This window comes from Vibrio sp. D404a (assembly GCF_030248535.1).
Taxonomy (GTDB): Bacteria; Pseudomonadota; Gammaproteobacteria; order Enterobacterales; family Vibrionaceae; genus Vibrio.
The window spans coordinates 26,996-50,730 of the sequence record NZ_JAHGAJ010000022.1 but is presented as its reverse complement, the minus strand read 5'-3'; the positions used below and the strand labels follow the sequence as shown (position 1 = coordinate 50,730).

At 44.2% G+C, this 23,735-nt stretch carries 25 protein-coding genes; 14 read left to right on the top strand and 11 right to left on the bottom strand.

Translation table 11 applies throughout. The annotated features are described in order from the left end of the window. Positions 1 to 98 precede the first annotated feature (98 nt). Positions 99 to 719 carry a LysE family translocator gene (locus KI655_RS14090; RefSeq protein WP_150869687.1) on the top strand — a complete coding sequence of 207 codons (621 nt, stop codon included), beginning with the start codon at positions 99 to 101 and terminating at the stop codon, positions 717 to 719. 78 nt (positions 720 to 797) lie between these two features. Here the strand turns inward: KI655_RS14090 and KI655_RS14085 are convergent, their stop codons facing one another. Beyond that, a complete protein-coding gene (locus tag KI655_RS14085; RefSeq protein ID WP_285406104.1) occupies positions 798 to 2,822 on the bottom strand; it encodes a PhoX family phosphatase in 2,025 nt (674 codons plus the stop codon). A gap of 238 nt (positions 2,823 to 3,060) precedes the next feature. Here KI655_RS14085 and KI655_RS14080 point away from each other — a divergent pair, with 238 nt between their 5' ends. The 5 genes from KI655_RS14080 (at position 3,061) to KI655_RS14060 (ending at position 7,387) form a co-directional block, all read left to right on the top strand. Next, on the top strand, positions 3,061 to 3,399 hold the full coding sequence (locus tag KI655_RS14080) for a YggL family protein (protein WP_032552676.1): 339 nt from the start codon (positions 3,061 to 3,063) through the stop codon (positions 3,397 to 3,399). Positions 3,400 to 3,733: 334 nt separating this feature from the next. Beyond that, a complete protein-coding gene (locus tag KI655_RS14075) occupies positions 3,734 to 4,417 on the top strand; it encodes a spondin domain-containing protein (protein WP_285406098.1) in 684 nt (227 codons plus the stop codon). A gap of 9 nt (positions 4,418 to 4,426) precedes the next feature. Continuing rightward, on the top strand, positions 4,427 to 5,110 hold the full coding sequence (locus KI655_RS14070) for a spondin domain-containing protein (protein ID WP_285406096.1): 684 nt from the start codon (positions 4,427 to 4,429) through the stop codon (positions 5,108 to 5,110). Between the two features lie 80 nt (positions 5,111 to 5,190). Then, positions 5,191 to 5,922: a response regulator transcription factor gene (locus KI655_RS14065; RefSeq protein WP_285406093.1), complete on the top strand. Its 732-nt coding sequence runs from the start codon at positions 5,191 to 5,193 to the stop codon at positions 5,920 to 5,922. 79 nt (positions 5,923 to 6,001) lie between these two features. Continuing rightward, positions 6,002 to 7,387: a HAMP domain-containing sensor histidine kinase gene (locus KI655_RS14060; RefSeq protein WP_285406090.1), complete on the top strand. Its 1,386-nt coding sequence runs from the start codon at positions 6,002 to 6,004 to the stop codon at positions 7,385 to 7,387. Between the two features lie 49 nt (positions 7,388 to 7,436). Here KI655_RS14060 and KI655_RS14055 read toward each other — a convergent pair whose 3' ends face one another. Together KI655_RS14055 and KI655_RS14050 are read right to left on the bottom strand one after the other, a co-directional pair. Beyond that, entirely contained in the window at positions 7,437 to 7,892 is a 456-nt protein-coding gene (locus tag KI655_RS14055) for an exoribonuclease R (protein WP_285406088.1), read from the bottom strand. Between the two features lie 79 nt (positions 7,893 to 7,971). Beyond that, positions 7,972 to 8,943, bottom strand: a complete 972-nt coding sequence (locus KI655_RS14050; protein WP_285406085.1) for a DMT family transporter — start codon at positions 8,941 to 8,943, stop codon at positions 7,972 to 7,974. Between the two features lie 151 nt (positions 8,944 to 9,094). On the opposite strand from KI655_RS14050, the gene KI655_RS14045 reads away from it, so the two are divergent. After that, positions 9,095 to 9,553 carry an Lrp/AsnC family transcriptional regulator gene (locus KI655_RS14045; RefSeq protein WP_285406083.1) on the top strand — a complete coding sequence of 153 codons (459 nt, stop codon included), beginning with the start codon at positions 9,095 to 9,097 and terminating at the stop codon, positions 9,551 to 9,553. Positions 9,554 to 9,758: 205 nt separating this feature from the next. Here the strand turns inward: KI655_RS14045 and KI655_RS14040 are convergent, their stop codons facing one another. Both KI655_RS14040 and KI655_RS14035 read right to left on the bottom strand, forming a co-directional pair. Continuing rightward, positions 9,759 to 10,001, bottom strand: coding sequence for a hypothetical protein (locus KI655_RS14040; RefSeq protein WP_285406081.1), 243 nt, complete (start codon positions 9,999 to 10,001; stop codon positions 9,759 to 9,761). A 218-nt stretch (positions 10,002 to 10,219) separates the two neighbouring features. Continuing rightward, on the bottom strand, positions 10,220 to 10,756 hold the full coding sequence (locus KI655_RS14035) for a hypothetical protein (protein ID WP_285406079.1): 537 nt from the start codon (positions 10,754 to 10,756) through the stop codon (positions 10,220 to 10,222). A 123-nt stretch (positions 10,757 to 10,879) separates the two neighbouring features. On the opposite strand from KI655_RS14035, the gene KI655_RS14030 reads away from it, so the two are divergent. The 5 genes from KI655_RS14030 (at position 10,880) to phaC (ending at position 16,393) form a co-directional block, all read left to right on the top strand. Beyond that, on the top strand, positions 10,880 to 11,554 hold the full coding sequence (locus tag KI655_RS14030) for a hypothetical protein (RefSeq protein WP_285406077.1): 675 nt from the start codon (positions 10,880 to 10,882) through the stop codon (positions 11,552 to 11,554). A 547-nt stretch (positions 11,555 to 12,101) separates the two neighbouring features. Then, the gene (locus tag KI655_RS14025) at positions 12,102 to 12,842 is read left to right on the top strand and encodes an SDR family oxidoreductase (RefSeq protein WP_285406075.1); all 741 of its coding nucleotides are present in this window, start codon (positions 12,102 to 12,104) and stop codon (positions 12,840 to 12,842) included. A 20-nt stretch (positions 12,843 to 12,862) separates the two neighbouring features. Continuing rightward, entirely contained in the window at positions 12,863 to 14,074 is a 1,212-nt protein-coding gene (locus KI655_RS14020; protein ID WP_285406072.1) for an acetyl-CoA C-acetyltransferase, read from the top strand. Positions 14,075 to 14,178: 104 nt separating this feature from the next. Continuing rightward, positions 14,179 to 14,523, top strand: coding sequence for a phasin family protein (locus tag KI655_RS14015; protein ID WP_285406069.1), 345 nt, complete (start codon positions 14,179 to 14,181; stop codon positions 14,521 to 14,523). An 88-nt stretch (positions 14,524 to 14,611) separates the two neighbouring features. After that, positions 14,612 to 16,393: a class I poly(R)-hydroxyalkanoic acid synthase gene (gene phaC / locus KI655_RS14010; RefSeq protein WP_285406066.1), complete on the top strand. Its 1,782-nt coding sequence runs from the start codon at positions 14,612 to 14,614 to the stop codon at positions 16,391 to 16,393. A gap of 129 nt (positions 16,394 to 16,522) precedes the next feature. On the opposite strand, the gene KI655_RS14005 is transcribed toward phaC, so the two are convergent. From KI655_RS14005 to napF, 6 genes are all read right to left on the bottom strand, one after another. Then, positions 16,523 to 16,660 (bottom strand): TIGR02808 family protein, encoded by a 138-nt coding sequence (locus KI655_RS14005; RefSeq protein ID WP_239839876.1) that lies wholly within the window; start codon positions 16,658 to 16,660, stop codon positions 16,523 to 16,525. 11 nt (positions 16,661 to 16,671) lie between these two features. Further along, positions 16,672 to 17,250: a NapC/NirT family cytochrome c gene (locus KI655_RS14000; RefSeq protein WP_150869674.1), complete on the bottom strand. Its 579-nt coding sequence runs from the start codon at positions 17,248 to 17,250 to the stop codon at positions 16,672 to 16,674. 25 nt (positions 17,251 to 17,275) lie between these two features. Next, a complete protein-coding gene (locus KI655_RS13995) occupies positions 17,276 to 17,731 on the bottom strand; it encodes a nitrate reductase cytochrome c-type subunit (RefSeq protein WP_285406060.1) in 456 nt (151 codons plus the stop codon). A 75-nt stretch (positions 17,732 to 17,806) separates the two neighbouring features. Continuing rightward, entirely contained in the window at positions 17,807 to 20,296 is a 2,490-nt protein-coding gene (gene napA, locus KI655_RS13990) for a periplasmic nitrate reductase subunit alpha (RefSeq protein ID WP_285406058.1), read from the bottom strand. Next, entirely contained in the window at positions 20,293 to 20,598 is a 306-nt protein-coding gene (locus KI655_RS13985; protein ID WP_285406056.1) for a chaperone NapD, read from the bottom strand. The genes napA and KI655_RS13985 overlap by 4 nt, the downstream gene beginning before the upstream one ends. 22 nt (positions 20,599 to 20,620) lie before the next feature. Next, positions 20,621 to 21,100: a ferredoxin-type protein NapF gene (gene napF, locus KI655_RS13980; protein ID WP_285406053.1), complete on the bottom strand. Its 480-nt coding sequence runs from the start codon at positions 21,098 to 21,100 to the stop codon at positions 20,621 to 20,623. Positions 21,101 to 21,352: 252 nt separating this feature from the next. Between napF and narQ the strand changes: the two genes are divergently transcribed. Next, positions 21,353 to 23,083, top strand: a complete 1,731-nt coding sequence (gene narQ / locus KI655_RS13975; RefSeq protein WP_285406050.1) for a nitrate/nitrite two-component system sensor histidine kinase NarQ — start codon at positions 21,353 to 21,355, stop codon at positions 23,081 to 23,083. Beyond that, on the top strand, positions 23,070 to 23,702 hold the full coding sequence (locus KI655_RS13970) for a response regulator (RefSeq protein WP_285406048.1): 633 nt from the start codon (positions 23,070 to 23,072) through the stop codon (positions 23,700 to 23,702). Before narQ ends, KI655_RS13970 begins: the two co-directional genes overlap by 14 nt. Positions 23,703 to 23,735: the final 33 nt, after the last annotated feature.

Here is a 23,735-nt window from a genome sequence, read left to right as displayed (position 1 = left end):
GTTGTTCTAATGAAAGCGAAAGAGCCACATCATGTGGCTCTTTTTTCCTCTATAGGTGATGAGAAAGCTCACCTCGTCCGCGTAAGTAAGGTAGTACTATGGATAGCGCACTGTTATTAGCATTTATCCCAACATTCTTTTTTGTCTCAATCACCCCGGGTATGTGTATGACGCTAGCGTTAACGCTAGGGATGAGCATCGGCTATCGTCGTACATTATGGATGATGGCGGGCGAACTGGTTGGCGTTGGTGTGGTATCAGTGGCAGCGGTCTTAGGTATCGCGTCTATCATGCTTAACTACCCTTGGTTATTCACTGGGTTTAAGTTTGTCGGTGCTGCGTATCTGTTTTACCTCGGTGTTCAAATGTGGCGCTCGAAAGGTAAACTCGCGATCAGTACCGATAATCAGAATCAAGCGACAGGCAATGATTGGGATCTCGTTGTACAAGGCTTCGTGACAGCAATCGCGAACCCAAAAGGCTGGGCATTTATGATTTCTCTGCTGCCGCCATTCATTAATAGCTCTAAGGCGTTAGTGCCTCAGTTGTCTATTCTGGTTTCTATTATCTTGGTATCAGAGTTTGTCTGTATGACGCTATACGCGACAGGTGGTAAGAGCTTGAAGCATTTGCTAGGACAAGCAGACAACGTTCGTCTAATGAACCGTATCGCTGGCACATTGATGATGGGCGTTGGTGTGTGGCTGTTTGTGAGCTGATATTGTAGATTTCATAATTAGAAAGGGCGATGGATTCGATATCCATCGCCCTTTTGCTTTTAGGTGGACTACGTAGTTTTAAACCGCGATTTCACCGCCATCTTCACGACGAATAACTACTGTTGCAGCTCTTGGGCGAACACTGCCTTTGGTTTCTGCGGTTGCATCATCCGACATTGGCCAGTTCGCTGGGTGTTGGATATTTACAAACAGAGATTTGTAATCAGGGCTGATAGTGAATCCCGTTACTTCACAACCGTTAGGGCCAACAAAGAAGCGCTTTAATTCGCTTTGGTTTTCCGCACCTATCACTGCGTGGTCGCCATTGTCGTCCGTCAGTTGAGTTGGAACGACCGCTAGCATCTGGTCATTGGTGTATTGAGTCACTTCATCTGCGCCATTATCGGTTTGAATCCACAGAATACCGCGACCATCGAACGCCAATCCGTCTGGGCTAGCAAATTGGTTGATGTCGTTTAGGCCTGAACGGTTGATCTTAGGATCGGAAACCGCTGGTGAGCCAAACACAAAGATATCCCATTGGAACGCGTCTGCGGTTTTGCCTTCATCCCAACGAATGACATGACCAAACTTGTTGTTAATGCGAGGGTTCGCAGAGTTTGGCTCTTTGCGCTTAGTGTTGTTAGTAAGCGTGAGGTAAGCTGTACCCGTCATTGGGTCAACTGCACACCACTCAGGGCGATCCATCGGTGTTGCGCCAACAAGGTCAGCGGCGCCAGCAGTATTTACAATCAACTCAGCTTGAGAATTAAATGTGTCAGACAGCTTGCCACCTTTCGCAGCCATGCTGTTTAGCGTCAACGGTAACCAAGAACCTGTACCATCTTCGTTGAATCGAGCCACATAGAGCGTGCCTTTGTCCATGTACTTATCACCAGCAACAAGTCGGTTTTCTGGCTTCGCATCTTTTGGATCCCACTTCGCATCTGAAACAAACTTGTAAAGGTATTCAAAACGCGAGTCGTGACCAGAATAGAACACCACTGGCTGACCTTCGGTTAATTTACCAAAGGTACAACCTTCGTGACGGAAACAGCCCAATGCAGTACGCTTTTTCGCACGTGAGTTCGCCGTGTATGGGTCGATTTCTACAATGTATCCATGACCATGCGCTTCGTTACGATAGTCGTCTTTCGCTGATTTTCCATTAGGTGTGACGTCGAAACGAGAGAACTCATCCAGTCTCTCTTCAGAATTGTCTGCAAGCGTATCCCAGCCGTAGCGTGTTTTGTCTGTCGCAATGCCGATGCGTTCTTGTGCCGTCGTGGTTTGACCCTTATTGACGAAATAGCCTGGCCAGTTTTCTTCACATGTTAGGTAAGTGCCCCAAGGCGTGTAGCCATTACCACAGTTGTTGAGTGTGCCGCGAGCTTGGCTTCCGTCAGGTGAGTATTTGGTTTTCACTAGGTCGGTGTAAGCAACCGGACCTGCAAGATCCATCGTTGTTGCACCCGTGTAGCGACGGTTCAATGGATCGTTGTCGACCATAACCCACTGATTACCCTCTAGCTTAACGCGCACAACACTCACACCGTGTGCATTTATCTCTTTGCGAACTTCATCAATGCTAGTACGAGCGCCATCTTGGTAGGTAGGACCATTCGGGTGTAATGCTTTTTGGTCAATGTATTCATGGTTGATCACAAGCAGACCATCGTTACTGTTGCCATCAAGTGGGAAGAAGTGCATGCCATCGTGGTGCATGCCGAGTGCGTTAGCTTGGTCATCACCACTGTTTTTGCCATCTGCACGCCATGCGTTGCCTTGTGCATTAAGTGGCGTTCCCCATGGAACCAGTACTTGAGCCACATAGCCTTTAGGGACGACAACACTGTCCGTTAGCGAACCTTTTACCGATTCAAATGCGAGTTGAGCTGTGCTTTTTGCTGGTGATGAAGCCGAAGAGGCTGCAGCTGGAGCGCTGTGACCGGCAAGGCCGAAAGCACCAAATGCAGTCATTGCACTGATACCCAAGCCGCCTTTAAGAATACTACGACGTGATAGGCTTGCTTCTAGCACCTCTTCAAAAGGCTTGTTATCGCTATTATTAAAGCGGCGGCTATCGAATGTTTCCTTGCTCATGAGTTTGCTTCCTATTGAGATTGATCTGGTTATTAGAGTAATAGTTTCAATATGGAGCTAATCCTGATGGAAGTAAGTGACACATTTTTATAAATTATATTAAGGTTTTGTTGCTGTAGCACGAATATTACGCTTTTGGGCTCAATGCCTTATAAATCTCTTTGGAATTAGTCTGCTAGTGTGTATAAATGCTTATATCCCCAAGATAAATGGGTGACTCAATGAAAGAGAGATTGCTATGAAATTAGATAAGATCGAAAACAAGAACCGTCGTCTACGTAAAAAGCTTTACCTAGGTGAGTTCGCCATTTTAGGTTTTGAAGTAAGCTGCACAACATCTATCACTGACTTTGATCAGTACGATGTGTTTATCGATGAGTTTATTGATTTTATCGATGGCATTGGCCTGTGCTTTGGCGGCGGTGGTCTTGAACTATTTGAAGGCTTCGTATGTGCGACAGAGCGTTACCGTTCAGTAACAGAAGCAGAGCAGCTACAAGTTGCTCAGTGGCTTGAAGCGCGCGCAGAAGTAAGCAAAGTAGAAGTCAGCGAATTGGTAGACGCAAACTACCTATAACTCCCACCAACGGCTTATATAGTTGGTGAGGAAAGCACTTAGCTAGAGTTAATGACTTTGCTAATACAGTGACTCACTCTAGCAATACCGTGAATAGCCGAAGGCTCAGTGAATCAATCACTGAGCCTTTTTTATTGGCGCTTGGTATATGAGCAGGTTAAGCCGGTAGATAAAGCGCGTGAGATACAACATAGAAACTTGTGAGATTTTTATGAGAATTGAATGAAGAGGCTGATAGATCTCCTCGCCATCCTAATTATCAACACCACGGTCGAAGACCATTTTTTGATAAAGGCATAACCCGCTCAATGAGCGAAACTAGGATGGAATCATTATGAACAAGCAAAAAGTTTTCGCACTCACATTTTCTACGCTTGCACTCTCTATGTCCGCTTCAACGCTTAATGCCGCTGAACTGGATATTTCAATCACCAATGCAACCAAAGGGATTTACTTTACACCGATCCTTGTTGCGGCACATGACTCGAGCTTATTCATGTTCCGAACGGGTGAGTCCGCCAGTGCAGAGCTGGAGTCTATGGCGGAAGGTGGCGATATTTCTGGGCTTTCAAGTGTCATCTCTAATGCTGGTGGTGTGGTGTCAGAAAACCCTGCCAGCGGAATTCTAAACCCGGGTGTCAGTACCTCGCTCACAATCAATACCGGTGATTTGAAATACCTATCGCTTGGCGCAATGTTGTTGCCGACCAATGATGGATTTGTCGGTCTTGATAGCTGGAAGATCCCTGAAGAAGCGGGAACCTATAAAGTCTCCTTAAACGGCTACGATGCTGGTACGGAAGCAAATGACGAGCTTGCTGGCAGTATGCCGACCCCGGGGTTCATCACGTTTGGCGCTAACGGTACTGGCGTTGAAACAACAGTATCGAACGATAAGGTTCATATCCATCCCGGAAACATTGGTGATGACAACGCGACTGGCGGGATAAGCGATCTTGATAACAGTAGCCACCGTTGGTTAAACCCTGTGGCGACCATCACAATTGAAGTGAAATAGGAGGCGGTTATGAAATTACGTATTCTAGCCATAGCGGCTTCCGTTGGGGTACTCGCTGGCTGTCCTAGTGATGATAACGAGCAGTACTATCGTTATAGCGTGACGGTAACCAACCTAACGCCAAGTCAACCCATGTCACCACTGGCCATATTAACTCACGACGGCAATTATGATCTATTTCAGATCGGCTCTAGCGCTTCGACAGAGCTTGAGTATTTGGCGGAAGGGGGAAGTAATTCACAGCTAATTGATCTCATGAACAGCGATAGCAGTGTCTATCAGGGAGTGTCAGGTAATGGCCTTATCTTACCGGGTGAGGGTGACACCGTCACGTTAACCTTAAATTATAAGCAGGCAAAGTACCTCTCGTTAGCGTCTATGTTAGTTAATACCAATGATGCGTTTATTGGTGAGTCGGGCATTAATATCAAAACCTTGTCTGTAGGCCAGTCTTTTACCATGAATATGGACGTTTGGGACTCTGGTACTGAAGCGAACAGTGAATCAGCAGCTACTATTCCGGGTCCTGCTGGTGGTGGTGAAGGCTTTAATGCTGCGCGAGATGATTCTGATGCAGTCTCGTTCCATTCCGGTGTCATAAGCCAAGATGATGGGTTAACAAGCTCAGCGTTGAGCGCGACACATCGTTTCTTAAACCCGGGCGCACGTCTAACGATTACTCGCCTCGAATAAATATTGAGCAACATAATGAAATAATTCCTTCCATGTTCCGGTCGAATAGAATTGAACGACACTGGAGCATGGTTTGAATTATGGACACAACAGCAAACAACATGACAGCGCAGATACTTTTGGTTGAGGATGATGACGATCTCGCCGAATTGGTCACTATGCACCTCCGTTTTCAAGGGCAAGAGGTGTGCAGAGTGGCGAGCATCCAAGAAGCACAGCATATCTACAAGGAGAATCATTTTGACCTTGTGGTGCTGGATCGCGGACTGCCTGATGGCGATGGTGTTGAGTTTTGCCGCTCAGTGAGAAAAAGGAAAGATTGGACACCGATGCTGATGCTCACTGCACGAGACAGCGAGATGGACAAAGTCTCTGGGCTAGAAGCCGGGCTTGATGACTACATAACCAAGCCATTTAGCGTACTAGAGTTTCAAGCACGAGTGCGTAATGTGATTCGGAGAATCAACCATGAAGAGCCGTCACCGCAAAACTCCAGTGAAGATGACAGTGCCATGTCTTTTGGTCCATTGGTCATAGATACGGGCCTTCACCAAGTGTTGCTTGATGGTCGAGAAGTTCCTTTAACGGCAATGGAGTTTGCTTTGTTGTCCTTTTTAGCGACCAAGCCCGGACGCGTGTATAGCAAAGATCAACTCTTGGATCATGTGTGGAATACCCATCATGCTGGATACCATCACACCGTGTGTAGCACCGTCAACCGTCTGCGCAGCAAGTTAGTGACTCAGAATGGTGAGCAGAACTATATCCAAACAGTTTGGGGCGTTGGTTATAAGTTTCACTCTAAGTATTAGCCTGTTTGTACACACATCCTTTGGTCACGCAAAATCTGTGGTTTTCAGTCGTTTCACAAAGGGAAAAGGAGGTCATGTGATGAGCTTTAAATCGAGACTGGTCGCGTTCACCAGTATTTGGTTTTTGTTAGCCAGTGTGGCGATTGGATTTACCTATCATTGGCAAAAACAGACGATTGAGCAAAGAACCAAACAGAGCCTGCATAAAGACCTTGCTCATCATATGCGTGACGATAACCCGCTCATGGTGGGTACCGACTATAATCCTGTTGCGCTCAAAAGTATTTTCCACACCTTGATGCTGATCGGCCCCGATTTTGAGATCTACTTTCTCGATGCTCAAGGTAAGATCACCACGCATGCCGCGCCAGAGGGCACTCAGCTGCAAGAGTATGTAGATCTCGAACCGATACATCGATTTTTATCCAATGAGGCATACCCAATATTGGGCGAAGATCCTCGCACGCCAGAAGATCCTAAAGTGTTCTCAGTCGCTGCTATACAAGAGTTAGGCTCTACCGTTGGGTATTTATACGTTCTGATTGGCAGTAATCGACATGCGGTAATCGCTGATGCGCAAGTGGACTCATCGTACATCGCTCTGGCTGCTCTGGTTTTAATCTCTATTTTGGGCTTTGCGATTGGTGCTTATATGCTCGTCAAACGAAGCTTACTTAATCCAATTCAGCAAGTGACAGATAAATTGCAGCAACAGGCGGAACATGACTTTAGGTTGGAGCCGGACTTTACTAAGCAGGTTCCTGAACTGGTGCCCGTTGCAAGATCATATGAATTGATGGCGAAACACATACAGCAGCAATTTCTACACCTAGAGTACCAATCTTCTCAGCGTCGCCAGACATTGATTCAGTTGAGTCACGATTTAAAGACACCGCTATCAAGTGTGTTAGGGTATTTGGAAACGTGGCAGTTACAACATCCTGAGTCTGATCCACTTATCGATGTCGCCTATCGAAATAGTAATAAACTGTTTGAGCAACTCAACTCATTGTTAGATACCGCCAAGCAAGAGAAAGGATTGCCAACCTATGAATATCGAACCATTGATTTCAATCACTTGCTGACACTGTGTGAGGAGACGTTCAAGAATCAGTTAACCACAAAACGCATTATGCTGAATGTGAAAGCTGAAGATTCGGTTTCGATTGTGGGTGAGCAAAATCTGATAGAGCGTTTGATGTTTAACTTGATGGAAAATGCGATTCGACATGCTCCACAAGATAGCGAGCTCAATATCGTGGTGGAGCAGGGCGCACAGGATAAACGAATTAGAGTGACGATTGAAAATCAAGTCGATAACTCTGCTGCGAAAGGTTCACTTGGTATTGGTACGCGTATAGTACAATCGATACTTATGCTTCATCACAGTGTGTTAGAAACAACAAAGGCAGATAATACCTTTAAACAAAGTTTCTATCTGCCCTCGGCGCACATTGTGGGCTAACTGGTTGTAGGGTTATCCATAAAGTGAAACCCTACCTCAAACAATACAGTTATTTTTCTTCGTTTTGCTCATTCACTTTCGCGTAGAAGTGCAGCAGCTCAGTCAGTTCTTTCACCCATCCAAAGGCATCTTTCGGCGCATTTTTCAGAATCGATTCAACTTTTTCACAATGAACCTCAATCGCAATCGCTTCTTCTAGGTTGAATGAGATTGAGTAGAAATGCCAAAGCAGTAGACGAGTCATTCGATCAATGTTCTGTTGAGCGTTTTCAGATTCAGAGAATGCTAGGTTAACCTCACCCAGTGCAATTGCGGTCATGCGCAACATCGCGTCAAATTTAGCTGACTGCATACGCTCTTCACTGGTCACTTCTTCTTGTTCGAAGGTGAACAGTTCATTCATAGCATCTTCTGGTACCAGACGATGGATCATTCTTAGGCTGAACTCTTCTAGCTCGTGACGTGGCATTGTGATCAGGCAGTTGAGTGTGTAATCGCGTTGCATGACTTTCTCTTCTTTGCAAAAAGGTGCACCAGTTTAAATGAGAAACTACCTGATCAAAAGTGAATTATTACTGTATTCGCTATTGTGCTTGATGTGCTTGATGTGCTTGATGTGCTGGTGGCTGGTAATCGAGTGAGGTGTCTTTTTTTAGAAACATGTTACTCGCGAGTAAGCTGCCACTGCATATCAGTGCAAGAGAACCCCAATTACTGATGCTAGGAACTTCATGAAAAATTGGGATGGCCAGTAGGGTAGCGATTACAGGTGTTGAACTTCCAAATGCAGCAGAGCGCTCAGCGCCAAGCGTCTGCACCGCGTATAAGTAAGAGGCTGCTGCAATGATCCCAGCTCCCACGCCCTGAATTGCACTGTGCGTAAGTAGTTCGTTCACTGGCCACTGGGTCATCGGTTGTTCATATAGATAGCTAGGAAGCACTCCTGCGACGATTAAAGCTATTAATAGGATGCTCGACATCAAACTGACTAAGCCCGCGACAACGAGGGCATTCAGATTCGCAACTCGCGCTGAAATTGTGAATATTGCCCACATTAAACTGGCAAACAGAAATAGCAATTGGCCCAATGTCTCAGAGCCAATTAATGAGTCACTAGTGTGTCCTTCATGCATAGTTAAGCTAGTGAATAAAAAGATAACAATACCAGTGATCACAAGCGCGAAACCGATAATACGATGATGGCTCAGTGGCTGCTTAAAAAAGAGCACTGCGATCATGGTAACGAACAGTGGCAACGTGCCTGGTACGAGTGCACTGCCTTGAGCAACAGGCACATACTGCATAGCTGAACTCGTAACCAGTAAGTAGGGCAGTCCGCAACCGATGAACATACCGATTAGGTAGATTTTAGGTACCGATGCGATCTTATGACGCGCTTTATACACCAAAGGAAAAAGAAGGAGTGACGGGATTAAAAAGCGAGTCAGTGCGATGTCTGCTGAGGTTAATACCGAAATGGCTCCTCCTTTTAATGACAAAAAGAACCCTGCCCAAATCAGTAATGTAATGGCGATTGAAGCGTACCCGAGTAGCATTGTGTTTTCCTATCCTTGATTTATAGCACATTATGAATCACGCTGCGGGGTGAAAGTTGGCAATATTCCCTTGATATATTTCATTTATTAATCGAAATCGCTAATATTTATTTATAAATTAACAAAATTTACCAATAGTTGAGTATGAGCGATGGATCGTATCGATAAACACTTATTAGAGCTTCTCCAGCGAGATGGACGTTTGACTATCGCAGAGCTTGCCGACCTAGTTGGCTTATCACCTTCACCATGTGCACGTCGTATCAAGCGCTTGGAGCAAAATGGCGTTATTGATAACTATCGTGTGACCTTATCCAGAAGCCATGTTGGCATAGCAATGAGTGTTTTTGTTGAAGTGAGCTTGAGCAATCACCAAGAAAAGTCCATTAACGAATTTGAGCATGCCATCGTGGAAATGGAAGAGGTGATCAGTTGTCATGTTGTGTCTGGAGCGTATGACTATTTATTAGAAGTGGTAAGCGAGGATTTAGGCGCTTATGAGTCTTTTACACGCAAACTGCAACGCTTGGAAAATGTAAAGGACATCCACACCCATTTAGCGATCAGGCAAGTAAAAGGGAATACGCCGTTACCAATTTACAAAGCTTAGGCGCTTTTGTCCGGGAAAAATTACGATGGTCTGTGACGTCTAATGATGGCTTAAAGAAGTTACTTGTATTGAAACTCGGCCGGCAAAACAAAAGGGAGAATGAGAGGGGTTAAGCTAAGATTCGAGCTGTAGAAGTAAAGTTATGAGCTATAAACGAAAAACGGAGCACATAAATGTACTCCGAATCCAAAATCAGGCGCTAATTTTAGTGATATTTGAAATTGGAAATTGAACAATCTCCAGTTTTCTTGTCAATTCTGAATGAGAAAGCGTGTGAATGGTAATCAACGCCGTCATTCCAAATTGTCTCGCCAAATATCTTGCATAGCTCTAGCTCACTTACTGAACCGAACTCTTCCATGTGTTTTACTACTGATAAAAGCTTAGCTCTTATCTCCGCAGTCCATTCCGTGTTACTCAAGCAGTTTAAAGCCATCGATTTTTGCATATTACCTAGCCAATATATTACTTGTTATTAAGTTATATGAATGGCCATCATAGCAATTTTTGAGAGTTTGTAAATCTTTTTTGTGATGAGTGTCGCAGATAACTTTGCGTTTCGATGTTGTTTTAACCGATGTTGTTGAAATGAATAAAATTAACGTTACAAGTTATTGATAGTGTGAGTTTTTATAAAATAGTATGAAAAAACAGCACTCGGTTTATCTAATACGGCGCGGCGCGTTTGCGTGTATTGTTCAATGTTTCAGCTTCAGATTGGTACTTCTCGGCCAATTTTCGAGTTTTCTTAAACAGAGCTTCGAAGTCGAGAGCAAGCGATTTCGAACTGATGAAGTGCAACTGAGCATTATGTGATTGGTTTGATAGGTTTAGTTCGGAACAGGCGTCATGCATTGACTGCCAAGATTCAGTTAATCCTTGTGCTGAGACTAATTCCATTTTTGATAGATACGCCTGTTTCAACAGTAAGCTAGACGCTTGGTAGGCGCTGGCCATGTGTTGTTTGAGCCTTTTAGTAAACTTCGGGTCATCTTTGCTCCAGAGCTCAACTAGTTGATACTCACTGTAGCGTTTTGAAAATAGCAGTTGTGAGTCATAGGTGGCGAGGATCTGGTTGAATTCTTCCGAGTATTGGTTGTATTGATCTTCAGTGCGCATTTGCAAATTAAGCAATCCATTCCAATTCTCTTTGTTACATTCAGAAAGCGCAGGGAAGCTAATCAGGAGACTGGTTGCTGCCATCCAAAACGAAAATCCCTTCATAGTAACCTCAAATTGCCTAACATATTGAATAGAGTATAGATGAGCATCAGTATGAGTTGTTGTACACTGAAGTTTATCGTTTGAAAGTGAGTAACATTTGTCATGAAGAAAGTAATCATAGCGTTGGTGATATTGTGTCTATTGGGAGGTGGCGGGGCCGCCTATTACTTTTTAGTCATGAAAAAAGACGATGTTGCTCAATCTGAAGAACAAGCCAAGCCTATTGACCAGGTTTCAGAAGAGCCTAAAGAGGAACTTAAGCCGATACTGGATCTTGCAGCATTGCCGGAACAGACTGACTTTTATGTCTCCGAGAGAAAGATAGCCGTGTTTGACGCGCCTGATGTTGATGCGTTAATCAAAGACTATCTCTACAAAGGCGACCACATAGAGATTTTAGAGAAATCCAACGGCTGGGGTCGTATCAGTGATTACATAGTTTTGCGCGAAGGTGGGCCAGAAATGGCTGAATGGGTTGAGATGTCGAAATTAAGCGAAGATGAGGTCATCATATCGCCGGATGAACATGTTGAGATTCTAGATTCATACTTGGTGAAGTCTGATGATCTAAAAACCTACCGCAAGCCTTTTAGAGTTGCCATTGACAGTTTGATCGAGAATGGGACCTGTGAGCCAGGAGACTTTGAAGAACTTGGTGGTTGGGTTAAGTCCGTTAAGTACTCAAGCCGTAACGTATATTTTATTTATTGTGGCGGTTTAAAACTGGAAAACAAAATCTATCTAGACGCTGATACAGGTGAAATATTTTCGCTATAAAATAATCACTTAACTGACATAAATTTGAAAAGAATATTATCAGTAAAGAATAAATATTTTTAAATAATAAAAAGCTCATCATTTATGGTGAGCTTTTTTATTTTTCAAATATTAATCATTAAGCTGAATAATGGATCTTTCAACGTGCTCATATCACCATTTATCAAGCGTTAGTAAAGTAACCCAACCAGTAATTATTACAGTGAATACGACGAAAATCTCACTTTGCACTTATTTTGCAATAACGGCGAACATAATACTAATCTCAAGTAATTCAGAAGCTTACGTTATGAGTTGATAAATTTATTTTTAATAAACTCATTTATTATCAATGGATTACATCAATTTACAAGCTGATAACATTTCATAAAGACTGGGATCTAGGTCAAAATTTGGTCAATAAATATGAAATTAGTTTAGTTTGTAATAAAAGTTTTTAGTCCGAGGATGTAGGGTTTAATTAAAGCGTTGGTCACGGAATTAATAAGACACGCTAAGCATTCTTCTTAATAGTATTGTTATTTGCTTGTATCGGATGGAGTTATCAATGAAAAAACTTGCTTTAATTACAGGTTCGAAAGGTGGTATTGGTTCAGCAATTTCTTCTAAGTTAGTCGATCAGGGCTATCGTGTAATTGCGACTTATTTTACTGGTAATCACCAGTGTGCAGTAGATTGGTTTAATGAGAAAAAGTTCACGTCTGAGCAAGTGAGATTATTTGAACTTGATGTGACCAATACCGATGAATGCGCGCAGCGCCTAAGCAAGTTATTGGAAGAAGAAGGCACGATTGATGTCTTGGTAAACAACGCTGGAATTACACGAGACAGTGTCTTCAAAAAAATGGATGCAGCAGCGTGGCGTGATGTTATCGATACTAACTTGAATAGCTTGTTCAATGTTACACAGCCACTCTTTGCACCAATGTGCGAAAAAGGAAACTGCCGTGTCATCAATATCTCTTCAGTCAATGGATTGAAAGGCCAATTTGGACAAGCGAATTACTCGGCGGCAAAAGCAGGCATGATTGGGTTTTCAAAAGCACTGGCAGCAGAAGGTGCTCGTAGTGGTGTGACAGTCAATGTGATTGCACCGGGCTACACAGCAACGCCTATGGTTGAGCAAATGAAGTCAGAAGTGCTTGAATCCATCAAGGGTCAAATCCCAATGAAGCGCCTTGCGACACCGAATGAAATTGCGGACGCTGTTGGCTTCCTCGCTGGTGATTCAGGCGCGTACATTACAGGCGAGACACTGTCTGTAAATGGCGGCCTATACATGAACTAAGGACTGGCGAGGATTGAATGATGGAAAAGATATTTATTGTTGCAGCAAAAAGAACCCCTATTGGTGCATTTACCGGTGCTCTAAAAGACACATCTGCGGGCGAACTAGCGGGCGTCGCGATTAAAGGGGCGTTGGAAGCGGCGCAATTAAACCCTGCCAATGTCGATGAAGTTATCGTAGGCAACGTAATTTCAGCAGGACAAGGTATGGGTGTTGCGAGACAAGCCTCTTTGTTCGCTGGTGTTCCGCAGGAAGTTCCGGCGTATGCGGTCAACATGATCTGTGGCAGTGGCATGAAGTCTGTGATGGACGCTGCAGCCCACATTAAAGCTCAAGATGCAGACGTTGTTGTTGCGGCAGGGGTAGAAGTGATGTCGCAAATACCTTTTGTTGTGCCTGCTTCAGTGCGTAATGGCCACAAGATGGGCAACATCGCGATGACAGATCTCTTAATTGGTGATGGACTGACAGATGCCTTCAATCAGTACCACATGGGTGTCACAGCAGAGAACATCGCAAAAGAACTGAACATTTCTCGCTTAGCACAAGACAACTATGCGCTAGAGAGTCAACAGAAAGCGGTAGCGGCCATCGAAGCGGGCAAATTTGTCGACCAGATTGTGCCTGTTGAGGTGAAACAGCGTCGTCAAACCGTCGTGTTCGATACCGATGAGTACCCTAAGTCAGATGCGACATTTGAAGGCTTACAAAAGTTACGACCTGCGTTTGACCGTGAAGGCAGCGTAACAGCAGGTAATGCATCGGGCATCAATGATGGCGCAAGTGCGGTTATTGTTGCTTCAGAAAGTGCAGTTAAACGACTCGGTTTAACACCGCTAATGGAGATTCAAAGTTACGCACAGTCTGGTCTGGATCCAAAAATTATGGGTTTAGGTCCAGTTGAAGCTGTCACACAAGCCTTGTCAAAAGCGGATTCGCAACTTAAAGACATTGAAGTGTTTGAGTTGAACGAGGCGTTCGCTGCACAAGCACTGGGCGTGATGTACCAATTAGCAGAAGAACACGACCTCCCTTTAGAAGCGTTTAAGCACAAGGTTAACGTAAATGGTGGTGCAATTGCATTAGGCCACCCACTTGGCGCTTCAGGCAACCGAATCATCGTCTCGCTAGTACACGAAATGCTATCGAGCAATGCGAAGTCTGGCGTGGCTTCACTGTGTGTCGGTGGCGGCATGGGAACGGCCGTTTTACTAAAAAGCGTCAACGAGTAACTTCAGTAGCGGCAGGGCGAACACCGTTTAGCCGCTATTGGTCAACCTCTAGAAACAAGCTACACGAATTGTAATTCAATCTTTGAAATCTTTAGGAGTTATGTATGTACACGGATATTTTTAAATCAATGACAGACCAAACAGAAAAGCAATTTGAACCTTACTTCAAGTTCAACAAGCTGATTGCTAAGAATGTAGAGGTTATGACTGAGCTGCAAATGAACGCGATGAAGACTTATACCGATATGGGTCTAGCGCAAATGAAAGCAGTAACAGATATCAAAGACGTAAACGGTCTTGCTGCATTTAACAGCCAACAACTTGCTGTACTAAGCCAACTGTCACAGCAAATGATGACGGACAGCAATAAATTCCAAGCTGCGGCGAAGGAGTTTAAAGAAGATGTTGAAACGTTGACGACGGAAAACCTAAACACAACATCTGCCTAAATTAAGTCGCCACTGGGTCATACGTGTAGTCTTTATCGATTATTTTGGTATGAGTCAGTGGCGATTTTCCGATCATTGGAGTTAGATTATGTTTCAACACTTCTTTTCGGACTACCTTGTAAAACTTCAACAAACAAACCAGCAATGGTGGGAGAACTTTGAACAAAGCAAGGAAGCCGCACATTCACCTCTCAACAAAGCGATGCAAGAAATTAACTTTGAAGACGCATCGAAGATCTTTGAGCAAGCCATCAATCAACCTGCAGATATGCTGAAGCTACAGTCGCAATGGTGGGAGCAACAACTGCAAATTTGGCAGAATACAGTATTAATGGGTAACACCAGTTCCATTGTCTCTGAAGAGCGTGATGACAAGCGTTTTATCGATGACGCATGGAAAAACGACCCTTTCTACAACTTCATTAAGCAATCTTATTTGCTGTTCAGCAAAAGCTATTTAGAGACGATTGAGTCGATGGAAGGCATTGACGAGAAAACGAAAGAGCGTGTTGCTTTCTTCTCACGTCAGGCAATTAATGCGCTTTCGCCAACGAACTTCATCGCGACTAACCCTGAGTTAATGAAGCTCACTCTAGAGCGGAATGGTGAGAACCTTGTTGATGGTCTAGAGCAACTTCGAGCAGACATTGAATCGAGTGCTGATATTCTCAAGATCCGTATGACTAACAACAATGCCTTTAGACTTGGGCAAGATGTTGCGAACACGGAAGGGGATGTGGTGTTCAAAAACGAACTGTTTGAGTTGATCCAGTATCATCCGAAGACAGAGCAAGTCAACGCGACACCAATGTTGATTGTGCCGCCATTCATCAACAAGTACTACATTCTTGATCTTAGAGAAAAGAATTCGATGGTTCGTTGGTTGCTAGAGCAAGGTCATAGTGTGTTTATGATGTCTTGGCGTAACCCAGGTGAAGCTCAAAAAGACCTCGAGTTTGGTGACTATGTCACTGAAGGAGTGGTTAAAGCTGTCGCAGCGATTGAAGATATTACTGGCAAAGAGCAAATCAATGCGGCGGGTTACTGCATTGGTGGCACGGTGTTGGCTTCAACGGTGGCTTACTACGCAGCTAAGCGCATGAAGAAGCGAATCAAGACGGCTACCTTCTTCACAACTCTGCTTGATTTCTCTCAACCGGGTGAAGTGGGTGCCTATATCAACGACACCATCATAAGTGCTATCGAGAAGCAGAACGATATGAAAGGCTTTATGGACGGTCGTTCATTGAGTGTTACATTCAGTCTGCTTAGAGAAAACAGCCTCTACTGGAACTACTACATCGATAACTATTTGAAAGGTAGCAGTCCGATGGAGTTTGATCTCCTGTATTGGAATAGTGATAGCACTAACGTCGCCGCTAAATGTCACAACTTCTTGCTAAGAGAGCTCTATTTAGAGAATAAATTAGTTCAAGATAAAGGCGTGAAAATCGGTGGTGTTTGGATTGATCTTAATAAGATCAAGATTCCAAGCTACTTTATCTCGACCAAAGATGACCACATTGCTTTATGGCAGGGGACGTATCGCGGTGCACTTAACACTGGTGGTAACAAAACCTTTGTCTTGGGTGAATCGGGTCATATCGCAGGTATCGTTAACCATCCAAGTAAGAACAAGTATGGTTACTGGTTGAATGACAATCTCGATGATTCTGCTCAAGAGTGGCTAGCGAATGCGAAACACAACGAAGGCTCTTGGTGGGTACACTGGAATCAATGGTTAGGGGGCTTTGAAAGTGATGAACCGAGAGAACCGTTTAATCGAGGCTCCGAGCTTCATCCTGTGATTGGAACCGCACCGGGTGACTATGTGAAACAGGTATTGCCAATCGTAGACGCAGAGAGCTAGACGCGGAGAGTCAGACGCAAAGAGCTAATTACGGATTAGCCTCTGTTTTGAAAAAGTGTAAATAATAAAAAAGCCACTGTAATCAGTGGCTTTTTAGTATCAACTAAATAGGCAAAAAGTTGATGTTAATTATTCGACTTCTTTATCTTTACCGAATGAAAGAATCCAGATAGAGATAGCAGCAACAACTGCGAAGCCTGAAAGAATGATGAATGGCATCGCGCTGTAACCAAGGATATGCCAAATTACTGATTCTAAAGTACTCATTGCTTATCCTCTTATTGCCAGCCTTCAACACCGTGCATGTCAGGCAGTTTGTGTGCGATACCTTTGTGGCAATCTACACATGTTTTTTCGCCCGAAGCCAGTGCTGTTGAGTGCTGCTTAGCACTGCGTGAACTCTGCTCAGAGAAGTCCATAAACTCAAATTGGTGACAGTTACGACATTCTAGAGAGTCATTCTTCTTCAAACGAGCCCACTCACGTTCTGCTAGGTGATGACGACGCTCTTTGAATTTCTCAGGCGTGTCGATTGTCTTAGCAATGAAGTGTGCGTATAGCTCTTTTGATGCTTGAACTTTACGAACGATCTTATCAGTCCACTCATGCGGTACGTGACAGTCTGAACAGATTGCACGAACACCTGAACGGTTTGAGTAGTGGATCGTCTCTTGGATCTCTTCAACGATAGGAGCGTGACAGCCAGAACAGAATTCTTCTGTGTTGGTTGCTTCCATCCCCGTGTTGAATGCACCCCAGAAAAGGAGACCACCTGCAAAGCCCATGAACAACAGAACACCTGCTGCAGCTTTACTTGGCGTCGATAGCCTTTTCCAAAACGTTTTTAATAGTTTCATAAATTCGCCTCTTCTCAGGTACGGATTAGCGAAGAGATTCTACGCGCTGGTATTCATTCTCAATCAATGGTTTTGCATTTGCTTGAGGTACGTGACACTGAAGACAGAAGTAACGACGAGGTGATACGTCTGCAAGTACAGCATCTTCACGGTTCATGTAGTGAGTAACACTGATCTTAGTCGCACCCATCTCTTTTGCGTTTTTCCAGCTGTGGCATGACAGACATTTGTTCGCGTTAAGAGACACTTCGTAGCTACGAGTTGAGTGTGGGATCAACGGTGGCTGATAAACGAAGTCACTTTCTAGTACTTGTTCACGAGGGAACTTTTTAAAATCATCCGCAGGACGAGTTGTTTCAAGTTCGCTAGCACCACGTAGTGATTCCACGCCACCGATACCACCTGGGTTTTCAAGCTCAGCTTGAGCAACACCAGCGATCATTGCACCAACAGATAACAGTGTGATGAGTAATTTTTTCATTATTTATTCTCCGCCGAATGGCTAAATTCTTATAGCGGGCTGCACAAAGGCTGCAGCCCTGACATTCTTAACTAATTAAGCGACTTTTGTGATTTTAACTGGACACTTCTTGAAGTCTGTTTGCTTCGATAGTGGATCAGTTGCATCTAGAATCAGCTTGTTGATTAGAATGCGCGCATCAAAGAATGGTACGAATACCAAGCCTTGTGGTGGACGGTTACGACCGCGAGTTTCAACACGAACTCGTACTTCACCGCGCTTATTAGAAATAAGAACTTCTTCACCACGACGAACGCCGCGAGCTTTCGCATCAGCAGGGTGCATGTAACACACTGCATCAGGAACTGCTTTGTAAAGCTCAGGAACACGACGAGTCATAGTACCTGTGTGCCAGTGCTCAAGAACACGGCCAGTACATAGCCACATGTCGAACTCAGAATCTGGTGCTTCTGGTGGCGCTTCGTACGGTGCAGAGATGATCAATGCTTTGCCATCTGGCTTACCGTAGAAGTCCCAACCTGAGCCTTCTTTCGCATATGGATCTGAACCTTCTTTGTAACGCCAAAGTGTCTCTTTGCCGTCAACAACAGGCCAACGTAGACCACGTACAGTGTGGTAAACATCGTATGGTGCTAAATCGTGTCCGTGGTCACGACCAAACGCTGCGTACTCTTCGAAAAGACCTTTCTGGATGTAGAAACCAGCTGCTTTTGCGTCGTCGTTCAGCTCTTGAGCTTCAGATAGAGGGAACTTGTTCACTTTGCCGTTTTGGAAAAGCATGTCGTACATTGACTTGCCACGCCATTGTGGAGCTAGAGCCAGTTGCTCTTCAGTCCAGATCTCTTCCATCTTGAAGCGTTTAGTGAACTCCATGATTTGCCATAGATCCGACTTCGCGCCTTCAACTGCAGGAACTTGTTGGTACCAAGCTTGTGTACGACGCTCTGCGTTACCGTAGGCACCTTCTTTCTCGATCCACATTGCTGTAGGAAGAATCAGGTCGGCTGCTTGAGCTGTTGCTGTTGGGTATGGGTCAGAACATACAATGAAGTTCTCTGGGTTACGGTAGCCCGGTAGACGTTCGTTGTTGATGTTTGGACCAGCTTGCATGTTGTTGTTACACATTACCCAGTAAGCGTTTAGCTTGCCGTCGTTAAGCATACGGTCTTGAAGTACCGCGTGGTAACCTGGTTTTGGTGGGATAACGCCAGTAGGGATGTCCCAAATTTTCTCTGCGTACTCACGGTGCTTAGGATTCATTACCACCATGTCTGCTGGTAGACGGTGTGCAAATGTACCTACTTCACGAGCAGTACCACATGCAGATGGTTGACCTGTTAGTGAGAATGGGCTGTTACCTGGAGTCGCAATCTTACCTACAAGTAGGTGAATGTTGTAAACAAGGCTGTTCATCCATACACCACGAGTATGTTGGTTCATACCCATAGTCCATAGAGACATTACTTTCGTGTTTGGATCCGCGTATTGCTTCGCAAGCTCGATTAGCTTCTCTGGTTCAACACCTGAGATTTCAGACGCTTTCTCAACTGTGTATGGCGCAACAGACTTCTTGTACTCCTCGAAAGAGATAGATGTCATTTTGCCTGAGTTAGGATTCGCCGCAGCTTGCTGTAGTGGATCTTCATCACGTAGACCGTAACCGATATCAGTATCTGCTTGCTTGAAGTTCGTGTGCTTGTTAACGAAGTCCCAGTTAACTGCATCGTTTTCGATGATGTAGTTAGCGATGAAGTTTGCAATCGCAAGGTCAGATTGTGGGTTAAAGATGTAACCTTGGTCTGCTAGCTCAAAAGAACGGTGGTAGTAAGTAGACAGTACGTTTACTTTAACATGTGGGTGGCTTAAGCGACGGTCAGTAATACGAGTCCAAAGGATAGGGTGCATCTCTGCCATGTTTGAACCCCACAGAACGAAAGAGTCTGCGTGTTCGAAGTCATCGTAACAACCCATTGGCTCATCGATACCGAAAGTACGCATGAAACCAACTACAGCAGAAGCCATACAGTGACGAGCGTTTGGATCGATGTTGTTAGAACGGAAACCTGCTTTCATCATTTTTGCTGCAGCGTAACCTTCCATAACTGTCCATTGGCCTGAACCGAACATACCAACAGAAGTAGGGCCTTTCTTAGCAAGTGCTTCTTTCCACTTTTCAGCCATTACGTCGAAAGCTTGATCCCAAGATACTGGTGCGAAATCACCGTCTTTATGGAATTTGCCATCTTTCATACGAAGTAGCGGCGTGTCTAGACGATCCTTACCGTACATAATTTTTGAAAGGAAGTAGCCTTTGATACAGTTAAGGCCTTTGTTTACTGGTGCTTCTGGGTCGCCTTGTGTAGCAACCACTTTACCATTTTGAGTACCTACTAGTACTGAACAACCCGTACCACAAAAACGACAAGGCGCTTTATCCCACGTGATTTTTGTTTCGTCTGAGCTAGCGATCAGGTTAGCTGCTGTTGCTGGTAGAGTTACACCTGCAACGGCTGCTGCTGATGCAGCCGCGTTTGCTTTCACAAACGCACGTCTTGTCATTTTCATACTTCACCCTCGATTTGAGAATTATTGCTTCCAGTGTCTAATTCTGATTCGTCTAGGCCTGTTTCTACTTGGTGGTAAACCAAAGCGGTGCCTAGAACGTTCTGTATATTGTTAATTGCTTCTATTGTGTCAGTTACGAAACCTTGGTTTTCTGTTTCCAACACGACGATGATTTTGCCTTCAGGGCTGTCTCCGTAAATCTCTGCATTATCGAACTTTTCGATCTCGGCTTTGATTTCGGAAAGGTGCTCTGGGCTCACATGCACGACTAAACTCGAGATATGAACTTCGTTTAGCGACATAAATTGCTCTCGTTATTTTTATTTATGCATTACTCACAAGAATAGCTGAAGTGGGGCAAACTGCTACGCAAGCACCGCATCCGCTACACTCATCTAAATCGATTTTGGGTAGAGCCACACCACCGGCTCTGAGTTGAAATTGAATGGCCATTGGCTCACACATATCACCGCAGCTGCGGCATTCAACGTTGTTTTGGGCTAAGCATTTGTCTGAAATCGACGCTTTTGCTTGCCAAGGTGTCTCTTGCTCTTGTTTAAATATTGGTTCTGGACAAACATCCGCACATTGGTAACAAAATGTGCATTCATCTATTGAGAAGTCGACAGTAGGAAAACCGCCATCTCCTAAAATGATGATGCCCGTTTCACACTTATCAATGCACTTTCCACAGCGAGTACAGTCGTCAGTAAAGTTACTTAGCTCTTTAATCCAAGGTAATCGGATTTGGCTTAAGTCCACTTTTTTGCGTGAAAACAGACGCCGTTTTGATAAATCTAGCACACGCTCACCTTAAATGTTGCTAAGATGTTGTAATTGTAGAGCGTTTTTACATTAATATCTTGTAATTTATTCTCACATACAGTGTAGTTTTAGAAACATTTGCATAAATACCCCCTAAGGGCTAATTAGGGTTGTATATTGTCTTAGATCAATAAATTACGTGTGGTTCGGTCACATATTGGTTGGAGCTATGAATTTCGATATGTGACAATAATCGCCGTTAAGCTACAGGCGCATGATTGGGAATTTCTTTTGCTTATAAAACCAGTTTCATCTCTCACCAGTACCATCGCTAAGTCACTACTTTTAATCCTCCTTTTATCAGTGGCGACGACTGGATTTGCGATCTTCACTTTGGCGTCGAGTCTGAATGATGCCGAGGCAGTGAACGTCGCGGGCTCTATGCGTATGCAGAGCTATCGTTTAGCTCATGATATACAAGTTCAATCAATGGATTACGACGAGCATATTCGAGAATTCGAAGCGTCGCTCTATTCGGAGTCGATGTCTGACCTAGTAGGTTGGGAAGTTCCGACGCATATCACAGAAGACTACTATTTGATCATTGGTCGATGGCATGAATTGAAGCAAGTTCTGAATAGTTCAGACAGGCAGCATTATCTTGTTCTGGTCGAAAATTTTGTCTCTGAAATCGATGGCTTCGTATTTAAGCTCCAAGAATTTTCTGAAAACAAGCTCATCAAATTGGCGTGGGCTGGTGGTATTGGACTGGGTGGGATTCTAGTCATATCTCTTTTTGTTGTTCACTTTGTACGTAAACAAGTTGTTAAACCGTTACATGCCTTGGTTGCAGCCAGCCATAGAATCAAAAACAGTGATTTTGAAGTGCATTTAGAGGTGACCAATAACAACGAGCTTGGGATATTAACCAAGACCTTTAACTCGATGACGCGAGATCTGGGCGCGCTTTATCGAAACCTGGAAGATGTCGTTGATGCGAAAACGAAAGAGTTGCAGAGTGCGAACCAATCTTTGCAAGCGCTCTATAATTCATCTCAAGAATTGCGTGTCACCCGCGTTTCTCCAGAAAACTTTAGGGCTATTCTGCAGCATTTGGTGAGCTTGGAAGATATAGAGTCCCTGAGGTTAGAAATACTCGACAGTTCTGGACGCTCATTTGTTCTCGATGAAGGGTACGATGAGAATTCGCACTACGAAAAATTTGAGATGAAGCTGGATGATAGTGAAATCACGCTTGGCTATTTGTATTGTTGCTACCACCATGGGCACTCTACAAAAGCACTAATCGATAACTTTATTCGTCTACTTTCACGTGCGGTATACTATAACATTGCACAGAAACAGGCAGAGCAGCTGATCATTATGGAAGAGCGTGCAACGATTGCACGTGAGCTTCATGACTCGCTAGCTCAGTCACTGTCTTATTTGAAAATTCAAGTTACTCTCTTAAAACGAGTTATAGGTAAGCTTCCTGAACATAAACATAGGGAGCAGTCAGAACAGATCGCCCTAGAGTTGGGGAATGGCCTTGCTGATGCTTATACTCAATTAAGAGAGTTATTGACGACCTTTAGGCTGTCAATTAAAGAAGGGAACTTCGGGGATGCTCTGAGCACCATGCTTGAGCAACTCAGTGAAAGAACGGATGGCACGATTAATTTAACCAATAATCTGTCATCAATCGAACTTGATGCGCATAGCCAAGTTCATTTGCTTCAATTGATTCGTGAAGCAACCGTAAATGCAATAAAACACGCCAATGCCGATTTAATCGATGTACGCTGTAATGATGAAAATGGCGAAGTATTAGTCGTGATAAAGGATAACGGAGATGGTTTTGACCATAGTGCTTCTAAGGTAAATCACTATGGCATGAGTATAATGCAGGAGCGCGCGGCAAGGCTGAATGGCGAATTAACGATTGAAACAGCGAAAGGTAAGGGCTGTACAGTCATTCTAAAGTATAAAAGTTTGAAGGAAGTTAATCTTGACGATTTGTAAAGTAATGTTGGTCGATGACCACCCGTTGATGCGCCGTGGTATCAGTCAGCTACTCAGTTTTGAAGATGAGTTTGAAGTAGTCGGAGAAGCAAGCAACGGTACAGATGCAGTCGCAATGGCTCATGAGGAAGATCCTGATCTAATTCTATTGGATCTTAACATGAAGGGCATGTCTGGATTGGACACCTTGAAAGCTCTTCGCACTGATGGCTCGAATGCAAACATTGTGATTCTAACCGTATCGGATAGCCCAGCAGATATTGAAGCTATCGTAAAAGCAGGTGCTGATGGTTATCTTCTAAAAGACACAGAGCCTGATGAACTGATTGAGCTTCTTAAACAAGCACACAGCGGCGACAAAGCGTACAGCAGTGTAGTAGCCCGTTACCTAAGCGATGCAGCGAGTCGCGAAGACATTTTTGACCAGCTGACTGAACGTGAAATGCAGATCCTTCAAGAGGTTGCTAAAGGTTACCGTAACAAGCAAATTGCCGATCATCTGTTTATTTCTGAATCGACAGTTAAGGTACATATGAAGAGCTTGCTTAAAAAGTTACAAGTTGCATCTAGAACCGCTGCAACCGTTCTTTACCTAGAACGCTACGGTGAGATGAAGTAGTTTCATTTTTAAGAGCTTCTTCTCTTGTCTCGA